This window comes from Pantoea sp. Tr-811 (genome assembly GCF_011752535.1).
Classification (GTDB): Bacteria; Pseudomonadota; Gammaproteobacteria; order Pseudomonadales; family Pseudomonadaceae; genus Aquipseudomonas.
Genome location: NZ_VWXJ01000006.1, coordinates 100427 through 118083, shown reverse-complemented (window position 1 = coordinate 118083; position 17657 = coordinate 100427). Strand labels below are relative to the sequence as shown.

Here is a 17657-nt window from a genome sequence, read left to right as displayed (position 1 = left end):
AGGTGAGGCCGAGGACCATCGCGGCTTCACAGTTTTCCTTGGATAAAAAGAAGCACGGGGTACACAACTGATGGACGCAACATCCACAACCACCACCGCGAAAAGCGGGCACGAGAGCAAGCTCAGTGCCTCGCTCAAGTCGCGCCACCTGACGATGATGTCGATCGCCGGGGTTATCGGCGGCGCCTTGTTCGTCGGCTCCGGCAGCGTAATCCACAGCGCCGGCCCGGCTGCGGTCCTGGCCTACCTGGCCGGCGGCATCCTGGTGGTCCTGATCATGCGCATGCTCGGTGAAATGGCGACCTCTTCGCCCGACACCGGCTCGTTCTCCACCTACGCCGACCGCGCCATCGGCCGTTGGGCCGGTTTCACCATCGGTTGGCTGTACTGGTGGTACTGGGTCATCCTGATGGCCTGGGAAGCCTATGTGGCCGGCAAGATTCTGCACGGCTTCTTCCCCGACGTGAGCGTCAACGTGTTCGTGCTGGCCACGACCTTGCTGCTGATCACCGTCAACTTCTTCAACGTCAAGCACTACGGCGAGTTCGAATTCTGGTTCGCACTGATCAAGGTGGTGGCGATCGTCTGCTTCCTGGTGGTGTGTACCGCCGCGGTGATGAACGTCTGGCAGTTCGGTGAAGTGCGTGGTATTACCCACCTGACCGCCGAGGGCTTCATGCCCAATGGCATCACCACGGTGATCGGTGCGCTGCTTGGGGTGATGTTCGCCTTCCTCGGCGCTGAAATCGTCACCATTGCCGCTTCCGAAGCGAAAGACCCGGCCACCCAGATCGTCAAGGCCACCAACTCGGTGGTATGGCGTGTGTGCCTGTTCTACGTGGGCTCGATCTTCCTGATCGTCTGCCTGGTGCCGTGGAACGACCCGCAACTGGGCGTATCCGGCTACGGCGCCTACCGCCGCACCCTGGAACTGCTGGGTGTGCCGCACGCCGAGCTGCTGATGAACTTCGTGGTGTTGACCTCGGTGAGCAGCTGCCTGATCTCCGGCCACTACACCGCTTCGCGCATGCTGTTCTCCCTGGCCCAGCGTGGCGACGCGCCGTCGTTCTTCAAGATCACCCGCGCCGGCACCGGCGTACCGGTGTACGCGATCATCGGTTCCTGCGCCGTGGCCGTGGTGTGCGCGCTGATCAACTTCAGCGAAACCCTGCGCCCGAAAGACGTGCTGGAAACCCTGATGAACACCACCGGCATGATCGCCCTGCTGGTGTACCTGGTGATCGCCTTCTCGCAGCTGCGCATGCGCCGCAAGCTGATCGCCGAAGGCAAGGAAGTGCGCCTGCAGATGTGGCTGTTCCCATGGCTGACCTACCTGGTGATCGGCTTCATCATCGCCGCCCTGGTAACCATGGCCTTCATGCCTGACTACCAGATCCTGGTGATTTCCACCGGTATCGCCGCGGCCATCGTGGTGGCCATGGGTGTGGTGCACCAGATCCGCATGGGCAAGCAGCAGCACTAAGCGTTACTCGCTGTTGGAAGCGGCCGGCTCCCTTGGGGACCCGGCCGTTTCGCGTTGTTGGGCCTGGGATTTTTCCACGGGCATGTGAAAGCGCTGGTTCATCCAGGGCGAGCCGAGCAGGGCGGCGGCGGCGATCAGGGCCGCGATGGCAACGGCCAGGGACAGTTTCATCGGTATGCGCATACAGGGGATGACCTGTAGCTTAGGCCAGCGGTTCAGTGGCGTATGGCCAAATGCCGACGGCTCACTTTACAATGCGAAGCATTATCAATTGACAGCCTGGAACGTCATGAGCAACCCACCGCACAACAAGGCCCTGCTTGACGCGCTGGCGTTGCACTACGACGACCTGGTCAGCTACATCCGCCTGCGCTTTCGCGACCGCCACTTCGCCCGCGACCTGGTCCACGACGTGTACCTGCAGATTCTCGACAAGCCACCGCGTGAGCGGGTGTCGCTGCCCCTGGCCTTTCTGCGCAAGGTGACCTTCAACCGCGCCATCGACCGGGTGCGTGCCGAATCGCTGCGCGCTGCCCATTTGGCTGCCGCCAGCAGCGACGAACCGGCCCTGGACAGCTGGGACGGCGCGCAGGCACTGGACTTCGAACAGCAGTTGCTGGCGTTGCTGGCGATAATCGAAGCGTTGCCGGCGCGCCAGCGCCAGGTATTCCTGCTGCACCGCATTCACGGCATGGCCCAGCGTGAAATCGCCAGCGAACCAGATCGAGCTGGTGAACGGCCAGGCGCGATTCAACGTGGTGCACGGTGCCAAGCCATTCATCGTCCGCAGCCAAGGTGTAGCGGTGCGGGATATTGGCACGGTATTCGATGTGCGCAGTGACGTGCGCGGTGTGCAGGTCGGCGTGCTGGAAGGCGCGGTCGAGGTCGGCAACGGTCACGGCCCTGTGCAACCACTGCGCGCAGGCCAGCAGATGCTGGCCTCGGCCAGCGGCCTGGGCGCCGTGCAGTCGGTGCCACGCGAGGCGCTGGAAGCCTGGCCTGCCGCCCTGCTGCGCTTCGACGGCACACCGCTGCGTGAGGCCATCGTCGACCTGCAGCGCTACAGCGAACAGCCCCTGCACTTGGCTGACGCACGCACGGGCGAACTGCGCTTGTCGGGCGAGTTCGACAGCCGGCAGGTGCCGGCGCTGCTGGAGCGCTTGCCGGCAGTGCTGCCGGTGAACGTGGTGCGTGGCGCCGAGGGCGGGCTGACCATCGGGCGCAAGGATTGACCGCCCGCACGCGCCGTCGAAGATTATTTTCAAAGCGACATCAACTTTGCCAACGGGCCAACCGCCATCTCCATGAAGTCACTTGAATCGTTGAGATGGGGATCGTATGGGTAACTCGTTTTCACCGCTGGCCGTGCTGGCCAGCTGCCTGATGGCCAGCGTGGCGGCGCAGGCGCAGGAAGCCACATTCGCCGTGGACATTCCGGCGCAGCGCCTGGACCGCTCACTGAACGAACTGGCGCGCCAGACCGGCAGCCGCATCCTGTTCGCCACCGACACCGCCGAACGCCAGCAGGCCAGGGCGGTGCAAGGCCAGATGACGGTCGAGCAGGCGTTGCTGCACTTACTGGCCGGCAGCGGGCTCAGCGCCCAGCGCGCGGGCGAGGGTTACCTGGTGGGCTCGGCCGCGAGCATGAACTGGTGCTGGGCTATAACTTCTCCCGCTACCAGAACCACCACGACCCGCTGCGCGGCACCTCGATCGAAGGCAACCGCGTCAACTTCTACACCTGGGACAACTACTCCAGTGAACCCAATACCGGGGTCGGCAAGCTGTACGACGGCGATACCAGCATTTACCAGAGCGGCGCCTACCTGGCGACGCGCTTGCGGCCCACCGACAACCTGTCGCTGATCCTCGGCACCCGGGTCAGTAACTACCGCTATCGGTACGACTTGGAGTACGTGGTCAACCCGGCCCTGAACAAGGTCACCGCCAACCGCGACAGTGGCGTCATCACCCCCTACGCCGGCATCGTCTACGACCTGGATGACGTGCATTCGCTGTACGCCAGCTATACCAGCATCTTCAAGCCACAGACGGTCCGCGACGCCAGCGGCAGCACCCTCGACCCACGCGAAGGCGACAACTACGAGGTTGGCCTGAAAAGCGAATACTTTGGCGGGCGCCTGAACACCAGCATCGCCGCCTTTGAAATCAAGCAGGACAACCTTGCCGAAGTCGACCCCGGCAAGGTCGTGCCCGGCACCACCACCTCTGCCTACCGTGCCATTTCCGGTGCCACCACCCGCGGCTTCGAGGTCGAAGCCTCGGGCGAGTTGCAACCGGGCTGGAACCTCAGCGCCAGTTACAACCACAGCATCACCAAGGACGCCGACGGCGAGCGGGTCAACAGCGTGTTTCCAGCCAACATGGTCAAGCTGTGGACCACGTACCGCCTGCCAGGGGCGCTGGAGCCGCTGACCGTAGGCGGTGGCATGAACTGGCAGAGCGGGATTCACTTCACCGCAACCCCCGCGGACCAGGGCAAGACGGTCAAGGCCACCCAGGGCCAGTTCGCGGTGTTCAACCTGATGGCGCGCTACCAGTTCAACGAGCAGCTGTCGACCACGCTCAACGTCAACAACCTGTTCGACAAGAAGTACCTGAGCGCGTTGGATACCACGTTCTACAGCGGATACTACGGCGACCCGCGCAATGTCATGGTGACCACCCGCTGGGACTTCTAAGGGCAGGGCAGGAATTCTTCGCGGCATGCCCGCGAAGAGGCCCAAGTGGCTTATGCTCAAGCCATCGTCCGTCAACAGGAGCCGCCCATGGCCTGGTCCGCCACCCAGTATTCGCTGTTTGAAGATGAACGCACCCGCGCCGTGCGCGACCTGCTCGCCGCCGTGCCGCCACGCCCGGTGCGCCACGCCACCGACCTGGGCTGTGGCCCGGGCAATTCCACCGAAGTGCTGCTGCAGCGCTGCCCGGACGCCCAGGTAACGGCGCTGGACAGCGACAAGGACATGATCGACAAGGCCCGTGATCGCAAGCGCCTGCACATTCCGCGGGTGCGCTGCGAGATCGCCGACATCAGCGACTGGTCGGCCGCCGAGCCGCAAGACCTGATCCTGGCCAACGCCTCGCTGCAGTGGGTGCCTGACCACGGCTCGCTGTACCCGCACCTGGTGCGCCAGCTCAGCGAGGGCGGCAGCCTGGCCGTGCAGACTCCGGACAACCTGGACGAGCCAGCCCACCGACAATTGCGCGACATTGCCAGCCGTGGGCCCTGGGCGGAAAAATTCGCCGGGTTCCAGTTGCCGCCGCGGCATAACGCGGCGTTCTACTACGACCTGCTCAGCCCACTGTGTGCGCGGGTGGATGTGTGGCGCACCACCTACCACCACCCGCTGGCCGGCGGCGCCGAGGCGGTGGTGGAGTGGTTCAAGGGGTCGGCGTTGCGGCCTTACCTGGCCAAGTTGGATGCCGAGGATCAGCAAAGCTTCCTGCAGATGTACCTGCAGGCCATGCAGCAGGATTACCCGGCGGCCACCGATGGCAAGGTGTTGCTGCCGTTTCCGCGGTTGTTCGTGATTGCTACGCGTTGAGTCGTTTGCCTGTGCGGGCCCATTCGCGGGGCAAGCCCGCTCCTACAAGGGCGCGCTAGCGGGCTTGCCCCGCGAATGGGCCGGCACAGGCGCTAAAACGTTTCCTGCACCATCTGCAAAAAGGTCGCCACCACCCGCCGCGAACGCTGCTCGCTCAGGCACACCAGGGTTTCGGTCAGGTGCCGCTGGCAATCGATGATGGGCAACGCGCACACCCGCGCATCGGCGCCGAACTCGGCCGCCGACACCACCCCCACGCCAATCCCCACCACCACCGCTTCCCGCGCCGCCTCCCGGCCTTCCACCTGAATCGCTGGGCGAATCCGCAGCCCGGCCCGCTGCATCTCTTCCTCCAGCGTCTGGCGCGTCACCGACCCCGGCTCGCGCAGCACCAGCGGCGTGTCATCCAGGTCGGCCAGGCTGATCGCGCCACGGCTGGCCCACGGGTGGTTGTGCGAGACAAACGCCACCATCGGGTCGCGGCGCAGTGGCACGCAGTGCAGCCGCTCGTCATCCACATCCCGCCCCAACAGCGCCAGGTCGGCCTGGTAGCTGAACAGCCGGGCCAATGATTCGTCGGTGTTGCCGGTTTCAACCTTTACCTGGATGCCCGGGTAGCGCTGGCAGAAGCGGGCGATCTGCGGCAGCACGTGCACCGGGGCATCCACCGCCAGCACCAGGCTGCCGGTGTGCAGGGCGCTGGAATCCTGCAGCAGGTCGTGGGCCTCGGCTTCACAGGCGAACAGGCGCTGGCTGATGCCCAGCAGGCGTTCGCCCAGGTCGGTCAGTTGCACCGACCGCTTGTTGCGGTGAAACAGCAGCACGCCGAAGCGCTCCTCCAGCTTGCGCACCTGGTCGGACACCGCAGGTTGGGTAAGAAACAGCTTCTGCGCAGCGCGGGTGAAGCTGCCGTGCACGGCCACCGCGTGGAATGCCTTGAGTTGAGCGTGGGACACCGACATGACCACTCCAATAACAAGCTGAGCTTATGTGTGAAATACGATAAATCGATTTTATTTATCAGTCAGCAACTGTTTCCATACCTTTCAACCCACGGCCGCCGCCACAAGCAGCGGCCGGGCCATGGCCCGCACACCGGCGCCATCTGACCAGATGACGAGCCCCGTCATGCAGTGCGCAACACAACAACAAGACAGGCGTTTTTTCACAATCTGCCGGCACACATGAGCAAGAGGTCAGAGTCACATGAACCAATCCCTAGCCGCGTTCAAACGCTGGCGCATCCAGATTTTCGCGATTACCTGGCTGGCCTACGCCGCCTTCTACTTCACCCGCAAGGCCTTCTCGGTGGCCAAGCTCGGCATCGCCGAAGACCCCACCTTCATGCTCGACAAAGCCGCCATGGCCAACCTTGACGGCATCTACCTGGCCGCCTATGCCGTGGGCCAGTTCACCTGGGGCATGCTCGCCGACCGCTTCGGTCCGCGTGTGGTGGTGCTGGGCGGGCTGTTGATTTCCGCTGTCGCCGCCGTGGTGATGGGCAGCTACGCCACCTTCCCGATCTTCGCCACCTGCATGCTGATCCAGGGCCTGGCGCAATCCACCGGCTGGGCTGGGTTGTGCAAGAACATCGGCAGCTTCTTCCCCGCCTCCCAGCGTGGGCGGGTGCTGGGGCTGTGGAGTTCGTGCTACGCCTTTGGCGGCTTGGTCGCCTCGCCGTTCGCCGGCTGGTGGGCCTACACCCTGGTCGGTACCTGGCATGCGGCGTTCTTCTCCAGTGCCGCGGTGGTGGCCGCGGTGGCCGTGCTGTTCTTCCTCCTGCAGCGCAACAAACCCGAAGATGTCGGCCTGCCGGCGGTGGAGCCGGAACCCCAGAGCATGGCCCCGGCCGGCAACCTGTGCAGCGTGTGGGCGCCGCTGCGCGAGATCCTGCGCAACCGCACGGTGCTCACCCTGGGCATGGCGTACTTCCTGCTCAAGCCTGCGCGCTACGCCATCCTGCTGTGGGGCCCGGTGATCGTGTTCGAGCAGATGCCGTTGGTGGGCAAGGTGGGCGCGGCGATCATCCCCACCGCGTTCGAACTGGCCGGCCTGCTTGGCCCGATCATCATCGGCCTGGCCTCGGACAAACTGTTCGGCGCCCGGCGCATGCCGGCCTGTGTGATCAGCCTGGTGCTGCTGACCGTGACCCTGGCGGCGTTCATGGCGGCGATGCACAGCGGCAGCATCGTGCTGGTGGTGGCCCTGTTGTTCGTCATGGGCCTGACCCTGTACGGGCCAGACTCGATGATCAGCGGCGCGGCGGCGATCGACTTCGGCACGGCCAAGGCCGGCGCCACGGCAGCCGGCTTCGTCAACGGCTGCGGCTCGGTGGGGGCGGTGCTCGGCGGCCTGCTGCCGGGGTACTTCGACAGCGTCACGGTGTTCCTGGTGTTCGCCGGTTGCGCGCTGTTCTCGGCCCTGGTGCTGCTGCCGCACTGGAACAGCCGCCCGGCGCACGCGCCCCAGGCCAATGACGTGGCCCCCAACACCAGCATGGCGATCAAGCCACTGCGTACCTGAAGGAAAGCAAGCGAATGAGACCCTTTTGGCTGCAACAGGCCCTGGATTCGGAGCAGGACGCACTGTGCCCGCCACTGCAAGGCGATGCCCGCTGCGACGTGTGCATCGTCGGCGGTGGCTACACCGGGCTGTGGACGGCGCTGATGCTCAAGGAGGCGGTGCCAGCGCTGGACGTGCTGCTGATCGAGGCCGATATCTGCGGTGCCGGTGCCAGTGGCCGCAATGGCGGCTGTGCGTTGTCCTGGTCGGCCAAGTATTTCACCCTCGAACGCCTGTTCGGGGTGGCCGAAGCGGTGCGCCTGGTGCGTGAGTCCGAGCGCAGCATCGGGGCCATCGGGGCGTTCTGCGCGGCCAATGGCATCGACTGCGACTACCGCCTGGACGGCACCCTGTACACCGCCACCAACCAGGCCCAGGTGGGCAGCACCGATGCGGTGATTGCCGCGTTGCAGCAAAAGGGCATCAATTCCTTCGAGCGCCTGCCGCTGGGCCAGGTGCAGCGCCTGGCAGGTTCGGCGCGCCACCTGGAAGGCTGGTTCTCGCCGGCCGCCGCTACCGTGCAACCGGGCAAGCTGGTGCGCGGCCTGCGCCGGGTAGCCTTGCAGCGCGGGGTGCGCATCCATGAAGGCACGGCCATGACCGGCCTTGAACACGGCGCGCCGGTGCAGGTGCGCACGCCCCATGGCAGCGTGCGTGCCGACCGGGTGGTGCTGGGCCTCAACGCCTGGATGGCCCGGGCATTCCCACAGTTCGAGCGCAGTGTGGCGATTGTCTCCAGCGACATGGTCATCACCGAGCCGTGCCCGGCGTTACTGCGCGAGATCGGCCTGGATACCGGCGTAAGCGTGCTCGATTCACGGATTTTCGTGCACTACTACCACAACACCTCCGACGGCCGGCTGATGCTGGGCAAGGGCGGTAATACCTTCGCCTACGGCGGGCGCATGTTGCCGGTGTTCGACCAGCCGTCGCCGTACCGGCCGCTGTTGCGCGAACGCCTGGGCGAGTTCTTCCCGGCCCTGGCCCAGGTGCCGCTGGCGGCCAGCTGGAACGGCCCGTCGGACCGGTCGGTGACCGGGCTGCCGTTTTTCGGCAAGCTGGACGGGCAGGGCAACGTGTTCTATGGCTTCGGCTACTCTGGCAGCGGGGTAGGGCCCTGCCACATGGGCGGGCAGATTCTCTCGTCGCTGGCGCTGGGCATGGACAACCCATGGACCCGCTCACCCCTGGTCAAGGGGCCGTTGGGGCTGTTCCCGCCAGAGCCCATTCGCTACCTGGGCTCGCTGATGGTGCGCAATGCCATCCGCCGCAAGGAGCGCGCCGAAGACCGCGGTGTGCGGCCGCGCCGGCTGGATGTGGGCTTGGCGCGTTTTGCCGCTGCTGCCGGCAAGGCCGACAAAGCGTGAGATTACTTGTCGATCCGCTGCCCGAGGGCGTATAAACTGCTCCCACTTTTGGCCGGTCGCTTCCTGAACTGGCCGCTGAAACAAAGAGAGTCGACATGGGCGCACAGTGGAAAGCCAAACATAGAGAAACAGCTGCCAATGCCAAGGGCAAGATCATGGGCAAGCTGTCCAAGGAAATCCAGATCGCAGCCCGCTCGGGCGCCGACCCGGAGATGAACCCGCGCCTGCGCCTGGCCATCGTCCAGGCCAAGAAGGCCTCGATGACCCGCGAGACGCTGGAGCGCGCCATCCGCAAGGGTGCCGGCCTCGACGGCGACGCCGTGCAGTACTCGGCGGTGAGCTACGAGGGCTTTGCCCCGCACCAGGTGCCGCTGATCGTCGAGTGCCTGACCGACAACGTCAACCGCACCGTGGCGCAGATCCGCGTGCTGTTCCGCAAGGGCCAGCTCGGTGCCAGCGGCTCGGTGGCCTGGGACTTCAACCACGTTGGCATGATCGAAGCCACCGCCGAAGGCGATGCCGACCCGGAAATGGCCGCCATCGAAGCCGGTGCCCAGGACTTCGAAGAGGGTGAAGAAGAGGGTTCGACCCTGTTCATCACCGACACCACCGACCTGGACGCGGTGCAGAAGGCGCTGCCGGAGCATGGCTTCACCGTGACTTCGGCGAAGATCGGCTATACCCCGAAGAACCCGGTGAGTGCGGCCAGCCTCAGTGCTGAAGCGCTGGCTGAGGTGGAAGCGTTCCTGGAAGCGATTGACGAGAACGATGACGTGCAGAACGTCTACGTTGGGCTGACCGCTTAATCGTTGGGGCCGCTTTGCGGCCCATCGCGACCTGGCGGTCGCTCCTACCCGTCTCGTAGGAGCGACCGCAGGTCGCGAAGCGAGGGTGAAACCCTCGCCAGCACCCCAGGGCCGAACACCGATGAACCCCACCTTCGCTTCCCTCAGCCTCGCCCACCTGCGCACCCTCGACTGCCTCCTGCAGCTCAAGAACCTCAGCCATGCCGTCGACCGCCTGGGCGTCAGCCAGTCGGCCCTGAGCCGCCAGCTGGCCCACCTGCGCCAAGCCTTCGACGACCCGTTGCTGGTGCGCCAGGGCCGCGGCTACGTGCTCAGCGAGCATGCCGAAGCCTTGGTCGAACCCCTGCGCCAGGTGCTCGAAGAACTCCAGGCCCTGCGCCAACCCGCCACCTTCGACCCGGCCCGCTGCGAGCGCCGCTTCTGCCTGGCCGCTTCCGACTACGTGGCCGAGCACATGCTGCCGTTGCTGGTGGCGGCCCTGGAACAGGAAGCGCCCGGCGTGTGCATCGACTACCGCACCTGGCAGGCCGGGCAGTATGCCTTGCTGGCCAGTGGCGAGATCGACCTGGCGACCACCCTGTTCGATGAGTCGCCGCCCAACCTGCATGGCCGTCTGCTGGGTGAAGACCGGGCGGTGTGCCTGATGCGCCAGGACCACCCGCTGGCTGCCCTGGCGGTGCTGGGGCAGGACGATTACTTGTCCTGCAAGCATGTGCGCATTTCTGGCGGTGGCGACAAGGACAGTTTCATCGACCGCCACCTGCGCGCCCAAGGCTTGCAGCGGCGGGTCAGCCTGGAGGTGCCGTTTTTCTCGGCCACCGTGCAGGTGATCGGCAACAGCCAGGCCCTGGCCACCGTGCCTGAGCATATCGCCCGGCAATTGTGCCGGTTGCATGGCCTGGCGTGGCGGCCCCTGGGGTTTGTGGCGCATACCCAGCGCTATTGGGTGGTGTGGCACCAGCGCCTGCAGGCCTCGGCCGAACACCGCTGGTTGCGCAACCGGGTGTTCGAGCTGTGGCGCCAGTCGCAGTTCGGGGTGCAGGGCGGGGTTGCGGGTTTGCCATAGGAGGTATGCACGAAGCGGGGTTATTCGCCTGGCGCCAGGCGCCTAGACTGGGGGCATTGTGTTGCCAGTACCGGCCCTTTCGCGGGGCAAGCCCGCTCCTACAAGGGGAGCGCATGCCTTTGTAGGAGCGGGCTTGCCCCGCGAAAGGGCCGGTACAGGCAACAACCCACCCCCAGGAGCCCCGCACGTGACCCCAGAACAATTCCGCCAGTACGGCCACCAGCTGATCGACCTGATCGCCGACTATCGCCAGTCCGTGGGCGAGCGCCCGGTCATGGCCCAGGTCGAGCCCGGTTACCTCAAGGCGCAACTGCCGCAAGGCGCGCCGCAGCAGGGCGAACCCTTCGACGCCATCCTCGCCGACGTCAACCAGTTGCTGATGCCGGGCCTGTCGCACTGGCAGCACCCGGACTTCTACGGCTACTTCCCCTCCAACGGCACCCTGTCATCGGTGCTTGGCGATTTCCTCAGCACAGGCCTTGGCGTGCTCGGCCTGTCGTGGCAGTCCAGCCCGGCACTGAGCGAGCTGGAGGAAACCACCCTCGACTGGCTGCGCCAGTTGCTCGGCCTGTCGGGCCAGTGGAGCGGGGTGATCCAGGACACCGCGTCCACCAGCACCCTGGTGGCCTTGATCAGCGCCCGTGAGCGCGCCACCGACTACGCGCTGGTGCGCGGCGGCCTGCAGGCCGAAAGCAAGCCGCTGATCGTCTACGTCAGCGCCCACGCCCACAGCTCCGTCGACAAAGCTGCGCTGCTGGCCGGGTTCGGCCGTGCCAACATCCGCCTGATCGCCACCGATGCGCAGTTCGCCATGTGCCCGCAAGCGCTGCACGCGGCTATCGAGCAGGACCTGGCCGCCGGCAATCAGCCGTGCGCGGTGGTCGCCACCACCGGCACCACCACCACCACGGCCCTCGACCCGCTGCGCCCGATTGGCGAAATTGCCCAGGCCAACGGCCTGTGGCTGCACGTGGACTCGGCCATGGCCGGCTCGGCGATGATCCTGCCGGAATGTCGCTGGATGTGGGACGGTATCGAGCTGGCCGACTCGGTGGTGGTCAACGCCCACAAATGGTTGGGCGTGGCCTTCGATTGTTCGATCTACTACGTGCGCGACCCGCAGCACCTGATTCGGGTGATGAGCACCAACCCCAGCTACCTGCAATCGGCGGTGGACGGGGAGGTGAAGAACCTGCGTGACTGGGGCATCCCGCTGGGGCGCAGGTTCCGGGCGTTGAAGCTGTGGTTCATGTTGCGCAGTGAAGGGGTGGAGGCTTTGCAGCAGCGCTTGCGCCGGGACCTGGACAATGCCCGTTGGCTGGCGCAGCAGGTTGAGGCGACGGTGGGCTGGGAAGTGCTGGCGCCGGTGCAGTTGCAGACCTTGTGCATCCGCCATCGGCCGGCGGGGTTGCAAGGGGAGGCGCTGGATGCCCATACCCGGGCGTGGGCCGAGCGGTTGAATGCATCCGGGGTGGCGTATGTGACGCCGGCGACGCTGCAGGGGCAATGGATGGTGCGGGTGTCGGTGGGGGCGTTGCCGACCGAGCGGGAGCATGTGCAGAAGCTTTGGGTCAATCTGCAGCGCGTGGTTGCTGGCTGACATCGCAGGGGCTGCGTTGCAGCCCATCGCGACCTGCGGTCGCTCCTACGGGGGAATGCGAGCCCTGGTAGGAGCGACCGCAGGTCGCGATAGGGCCGCAAAGCGGCCCCATACGCACTCTCAGTGGCTCACCGCCTGAAAGCTGCCTTTACGGCTGGCTTCGAACGCCGCCTTCTCCATCGGCTTGGCCTCAGGGTTGCCCAGGTCTTCCATCGCCAAGCGGTGGGTTTCCGGTGCAATGTAAGCTGCCAGGGCACACACGCAGGTAATGAAGAACGCCAGCCCACCCACCACCAGCGGAATGTTTTCCGAACCCGGTGGCGCCACCAGGGCGAACAGTGCTGGCAGCATTGCGGTCAGCATGGTGCCGATGTTCTGGGCAATGGCCATGGCCGAAACGCGGTAGCGGGTATGGAACAGCTCTGGGTAGAAACTTGGGAATACCGCGTTGTAGCCCTGGTACACCATGCCCCACATTACGATCGAGGCGGCGAAGGCCAGCGGCACGTTCTGGATGCTGATCGCATACAGGTAGACGAAGGCCAGCAGGCCCGAGCCCAGGCAGCCGGCGATCATGGTCGGGCGACGGCCGATCTTGTCCGACAGGTTGCCCACGAACGGAATCACCAGCACCGCGACGATGTTGCCCACCACCGGAATCCACAGGTACACGCTCTTGTCGAAGCCGATGCCATAGGCCGGCTGTACCGCGTAGGCCGCGCCGAAGATGGTGGCAACCACCGGAATCACGTTCATCAGGGCCATGAACATCACCAGCACCATGTGCTTCCAGCTGTGGCGGAAAGCTTCGCTGATCGGCGACTTGGCCACCTTGTCCTGCTTTTCCTCCTTCACGAAGGCCGGGGTTTCATGCACTTCCTTGCGGATGATGAAGCCTGCGATCAGCACCACGGCGCTCATCAGGAACGGAATGCGCCAGCCCCAGTCGTTGAAGGCTTCACTGGGCATGAAGTAGGCCAGCGGCAGGAACACCGCCGCCGCCAGCACCTGGCCGGCCTGCACGCCCTGCAGGGTGAAGCTGGCGTAGTAGCCACGCCGCCCGAACGGGGCATGCTCCATGATCATGGAACTGGCACCGGAAATTTCACCGGCCACGGCAAAGCCCTGGACCAGGCGCAGCACCACCAGCAAGGCCGGGGCCAGCAGGCCGATGTCGTGGTAGGTAGGCAGCAGGCCGACGGCCATGGTCGACAGGCCCATCAGGAACATGCACAGCAGCAACACGTTCTTGCGCCCACGGGTATCGCCCCAGTGGCCAAGCACGAAGGCGCCGACCGGGCGTGCCAGGTAGCCCACGCCATAGGTGGCCAGCGAGGCAATGATGGCCATTTTCGGGTCGGTGTTGGGGAAGAAGATCTGCGGGAAAATCAGTGCCGCAGCCTGGGCATAGATGAAGAAATCGTAGTATTCGAGTGCCGAGCCAATCCAACCGCTGGCGGTCGCTTTCTTGGCTTGGGAGCTTGAGTGAGCCATCGTTGTCTCCGTTGTTCTTGTAGGTCGCCGCACGGCTGGCCTCGCCTGTGGGGGCGGGCAGTGGGGTGCGATCGCTTGTCGGGAGTAAGGCGTGCGTTATAGCGCGGGCGATCGCAGGCGGTGTCTGCAATGGATGGACGAACGAGCAGGTGCGGATCGCAAGGCGATGGAGGTGTGCATAGGTCGGTACCCGAATTTATTGAACTTATTATGTTGTGACGTTGGGCGAGTCTGCGCAGGTTCCGCCGAACGCCATCAGGGCAGAAAGGGGCGGTCGGTGTGCCTGCGTCTGGGTTCATGTTTGCCTAGGGATGACGCTGAATCAATTCGTCGAAATCGGTTTTGTGCGGTAATCGAACGCAAAACTAACCATTCCGTACAAACAGATTGCCGGGTCGACTTTACCCGCGAATAATCGACTGTGCCAGAAACCCATTGCGGTTTCGGCCCGTCGTCCGTCCAATAACAAGGAACTTCCCCATGCAGCGTTCGATAGCCACCGTGTCCTTGAGCGGCACCCTGCCGGAAAAGCTCGAAGCCATCGCCGCCGCCGGTTTCGACGGCGTCGAGATCTTCGAGAACGACTTGCTGTACTACGCCGGTAGCCCCCGCGAAGTGCGGCAGATGTGCGCCGACCTGGGCATTGCCATCACCCTGTTCCAGCCGTTCCGTGATTTCGAAGGCTGCCGCCGTGACCGCCTGCAGAAAAACCTCGACCGTGCCGAGCGCAAGTTCGACCTGATGCAAGAGCTGGGCACCGACCTGGTGCTGGTGTGCAGCAACGTCCAGGCCGATGCCTTGGGCGAAGAACAACTGTTGGTCGATGACCTGCGCCTGCTCGCCGAGCACGCCGGCAAGCGTGGCCTGCGCATTGGCTACGAAGCCCTGGCCTGGGGCCGTCACGTCAATACCTACCAGCAAGTGTGGAACCTGGTGCGCCAGGCCGACCATGCTGCCCTCGGTGTGATCCTCGACAGCTTCCACACCTTGTCGCTCAAGGGCGACCCGGCCGCGATCCGCGATATTCCCGGTGACAAGATCTTCTTCGTGCAGATGGCCGATGCGCCGATCCTGAACATGGACGTGCTGGAGTGGAGCCGCCACTTCCGCAACTTCCCGGGCCAGGGCGAAATGGACCTGGCCGGTTTCCTCGCGCCGATCCTCGCCACCGGCTACCGCGGCCCGCTGTCGCTGGAAATCTTCAACGATGGCTTCCGTGCAGCACCGCCACGGCAGAACGCCGCCGATGGCCTGCGCTCGCTGCTGTATCTTGAAGAACAAACTCGCCTGCGCCTGGCAGAAGAGGGCACCACCCTGGAGCCGGGCGTGCTGTTCACCCCACCGGCCGCCAGTGTCTACGACGGCGTTGAGTTCCTGGAGTTCGCTGTCGACGAGGCGGTTGGCGCCCGGCTGGGTAGCTGGCTCACGCGCCTGGGCTTTGCCGAAGCCGGCAAGCACCGCAGCAAGGATGTGCGCCTGCTGCGCCAGAACGACATCAATATCGTGCTGAACGCCGAGCCCTATTCCTTCGGCCACAACTTCTTCGAGGCCCATGGCCCTTCGCTGTGCGCCACCGCCCTGCGGGTGAAGGACGAGCACGCCGCCTTGCAGCGCGCCACTGATTTTCGTGGCCAGCCGTTCCGCGGCCTGGTTGGCCCCAACGAGTGTGAAGTGCCTGCCGTACGCGCACCGGATGGCAGCCTGATCTACCTGGTGGAGCAGGGCAAGGAGGGGCAATCGCTGTATGACACCGATTTCCGCCTGAACCCGGCTGCTGCGGCCAGTGGTGGCCTCAAGCGTATCGACCACATGGCCCTGGCGCTGCCGGCTGAGTCGCTGGACAGCTGGGTGCTGTTCTACAAGAGCCTGTTCGACTTCGCCGCCGATGACGAGGTGGTGCTGCCCGACCCCTATGGCCTGGTGAAAAGCCGGGCGCTGCGCAGCCAGTGCGGCAGCCTGCGCTTGCCGCTCAACATCTCCGAGAACCGCAACACCGCCATTGCCCATGCCCTGTCGAGCTACCGTGGTTCGGGCGTGCACCACATCGCCTTCGATTGCGAGGACATTTTCAGCGAGGTGGCGCGGGCCAAGGAATCGGGCGTGCCGTTGCTGGAAATTCCGTTGAACTACTACGACGATTTGGCGGCGCGGTTCGACTTCAACGACGAGTTTCTCAGTGAGTTGGCGTACTACAACGTGCTGTACGACCGTGATGCCCAGGGCGGTGAGCTGTTCCACGTGTACACCGAGCCGTTCGAGGAGCGTTTCTTCTTCGAGATCATCCAGCGCAAGGGCGGGTATGCCGGGTATGGCGCGGCGAACGTTGCGGTGCGCCTGGCGGCCATGGCCAAGCGGCGCAGTGGGGCACCGCGCAAGCCGGTGCTGTGAGGGTATTAGGCGCATGCCTGTAGGGGTGTGGCGCATGCCTGTGGTTGTAGGCGCATGCCTGTAGGGTTGTGGCGCCTGTGAGATCGAGCGCCGCCCGCGCGGCGCTTCGCGAGCTGCGCTCGCTCCTACGTTTGTTTCGGGCCAGTTATGCCTGTGACAGGTTCGCGCGACCGCCTGGTTTGTACGGCGCGATACCGTGCCATGCGCCAAGGCGTTCGCGCGCAAATCCCCCAGGCCCCATTGGCCCGAAACAAACGTAGGAGCGAGCGTAGCTCGCGAAGCGCCGCACGGGCGGCGCTCGATCTCGACCGCAACCCAAATCTCAAACCATGCCCCCCAGGCCCACCAAATAACCGCGACAACCCGCCTGGTGAAAAGTTTCAGTCACACTTAATTTCTTCTGATCTTCCCGATATTCGGTCACCGCAAAAGTGCAATTCTTTTGCCATCATCACAGAATGTCCGAGTGAGTACATTCCCGTGGTATGCCATATTCCCACCCCTCCCGCCTTCACACACTTCTTCACAATTGCTGGCAGCCTAATATCAAAATCTGTGAACCTCATCACTAATAACGATTTGGAATTACTGTAATAGCAACCCTGCATTCACAGAACTGAAGCAATCCATTTGCGTTCCTCTGGCCTGTATTGTCTGACAATCGAATGCCTGACATTGCCGCCACCTCTCCTCCAGGTGGTCGGACGACCCCGCCCAGGCCCGCCGGGCCGCAGCCATTGCTCCGCGCTGGGCAAGGCCATTCCATCCGCGTATCTAAGTGCTGCCTTGCCTTGGTATTACATGACTGCGCAAGATCACTCTCTCGCGGTCATTTTTATGAGTGAATGCGTTATGCGTTGCTTCAAGTTATACGCGGGGAAGATGGGCGTCACCTACCGCGATGCGCTAAAGGCGATTCATTAAGCCGAATAATTACCGTGTTGCGCGTGCCCGTAAAGATGCGAATGAATGAGTTGAAAATTAAGTTTAATAGGGTGGGTGATTTAAATGTGCTGTTGTATCGCAGTGTGTAAGTTTGCTTGTGCCTGCCGACCTATTACACACAAATACTCATATGAATTAACCACCACGCCGGACGCGCCCCCCAATCACCCGTATGTTTCAGATTTTTGACGGCAGCGAACTGCTCCCCCGCGCCGGCCCTGCCGCTTAAGCCCACACCCTGCAGGGGCTCAAGGCGTTACCCGGCAAAATGCTTAGTTACCTATCGAGTCGGTGCATTAATTGTTAGTGCGCTGTAAAAATGCGTCTCTTAAAGCGCGTCAAATAAACCGCGTCAAAAAATAGTTCACAACTAGTGATTG

General features: G+C 64.1%; 13 protein-coding genes and 2 pseudogenes. 12 read left to right on the top strand and 3 right to left on the bottom strand.

Going from position 1 to position 17657, the window contains the following annotated elements:
* Window positions 1-70: 70 nt before the first annotated feature.
* Complete coding sequence (locus F3J44_RS11305; RefSeq protein WP_167065023.1) at window positions 71-1483, top strand: amino acid permease; 1413 nt, start codon at window positions 71-73, stop codon at window positions 1481-1483.
* A gap of 3 nt (window positions 1484-1486) precedes the next feature.
* On the opposite strand, the gene F3J44_RS11300 is transcribed toward F3J44_RS11305, so the two are convergent.
* The gene (locus F3J44_RS11300) at window positions 1487-1654 is read right to left on the bottom strand and encodes a hypothetical protein (RefSeq protein ID WP_205299832.1); all 168 of its coding nucleotides are present in this window, start codon (window positions 1652-1654) and stop codon (window positions 1487-1489) included.
* A 118-nt stretch (window positions 1655-1772) separates the two neighbouring features.
* Here F3J44_RS11300 and F3J44_RS11295 point away from each other — a divergent pair, with 118 nt between their 5' ends.
* The 5 genes and pseudogenes from F3J44_RS11295 (at window position 1773) to tam (ending at window position 5049) form a co-directional block, all read left to right on the top strand.
* A complete protein-coding gene (locus F3J44_RS11295) occupies window positions 1773-2324 on the top strand; it encodes an RNA polymerase sigma factor (protein WP_240158326.1) in 552 nt (183 codons plus the stop codon).
* Window positions 2215-2715 (top strand): FecR domain-containing protein, encoded by a 501-nt coding sequence (locus tag F3J44_RS11290; protein ID WP_167272381.1) that lies wholly within the window; start codon window positions 2215-2217, stop codon window positions 2713-2715. The genes F3J44_RS11295 and F3J44_RS11290 overlap by 110 nt, the downstream gene beginning before the upstream one ends.
* 106 nt (window positions 2716-2821) lie before the next feature.
* A pseudogene (locus tag F3J44_RS30350) lies at window positions 2822-3058 on the top strand (hypothetical protein); the annotation flags it as partial.
* A 68-nt stretch (window positions 3059-3126) separates the two neighbouring features.
* A pseudogene (locus F3J44_RS11285) lies at window positions 3127-4185 on the top strand (TonB-dependent siderophore receptor); the annotation flags it as partial.
* A gap of 87 nt (window positions 4186-4272) precedes the next feature.
* On the top strand, window positions 4273-5049 hold the full coding sequence (gene tam / locus F3J44_RS11280; protein ID WP_167272380.1) for a trans-aconitate 2-methyltransferase: 777 nt from the start codon (window positions 4273-4275) through the stop codon (window positions 5047-5049).
* A gap of 92 nt (window positions 5050-5141) precedes the next feature.
* Here tam and F3J44_RS11275 read toward each other — a convergent pair whose 3' ends face one another.
* On the bottom strand, window positions 5142-6011 hold the full coding sequence (locus F3J44_RS11275; RefSeq protein WP_167272379.1) for a LysR substrate-binding domain-containing protein: 870 nt from the start codon (window positions 6009-6011) through the stop codon (window positions 5142-5144).
* A 244-nt stretch (window positions 6012-6255) separates the two neighbouring features.
* Here F3J44_RS11275 and F3J44_RS11270 point away from each other — a divergent pair, with 244 nt between their 5' ends.
* From F3J44_RS11270 to F3J44_RS11250, 5 genes are all read left to right on the top strand, one after another.
* Window positions 6256-7572, top strand: coding sequence for an MFS transporter (locus tag F3J44_RS11270; protein ID WP_167272377.1), 1317 nt, complete (start codon window positions 6256-6258; stop codon window positions 7570-7572).
* A gap of 14 nt (window positions 7573-7586) precedes the next feature.
* Window positions 7587-8978, top strand: coding sequence for an FAD-dependent oxidoreductase (locus F3J44_RS11265; RefSeq protein WP_167272374.1), 1392 nt, complete (start codon window positions 7587-7589; stop codon window positions 8976-8978).
* A 95-nt stretch (window positions 8979-9073) separates the two neighbouring features.
* Window positions 9074-9784, top strand: coding sequence for a YebC/PmpR family DNA-binding transcriptional regulator (locus F3J44_RS11260; RefSeq protein ID WP_167272372.1), 711 nt, complete (start codon window positions 9074-9076; stop codon window positions 9782-9784).
* A 121-nt stretch (window positions 9785-9905) separates the two neighbouring features.
* Window positions 9906-10850 carry a LysR family transcriptional regulator gene (locus tag F3J44_RS11255; RefSeq protein WP_167272369.1) on the top strand — a complete coding sequence of 315 codons (945 nt, stop codon included), beginning with the start codon at window positions 9906-9908 and terminating at the stop codon, window positions 10848-10850.
* 187 nt (window positions 10851-11037) lie between these two features.
* A complete protein-coding gene (locus F3J44_RS11250; protein WP_167272366.1) occupies window positions 11038-12450 on the top strand; it encodes a DOPA decarboxylase in 1413 nt (470 codons plus the stop codon).
* A gap of 120 nt (window positions 12451-12570) precedes the next feature.
* Here the strand turns inward: F3J44_RS11250 and F3J44_RS11245 are convergent, their stop codons facing one another.
* A complete protein-coding gene (locus F3J44_RS11245; protein ID WP_167064989.1) occupies window positions 12571-13944 on the bottom strand; it encodes an MFS transporter in 1374 nt (457 codons plus the stop codon).
* A 480-nt stretch (window positions 13945-14424) separates the two neighbouring features.
* On the opposite strand from F3J44_RS11245, the gene quiC reads away from it, so the two are divergent.
* Window positions 14425-16332, top strand: a complete 1908-nt coding sequence (gene quiC, locus F3J44_RS11240; RefSeq protein ID WP_167272364.1) for a 3-dehydroshikimate dehydratase QuiC — start codon at window positions 14425-14427, stop codon at window positions 16330-16332.
* Window positions 16333-17657: the final 1325 nt, after the last annotated feature.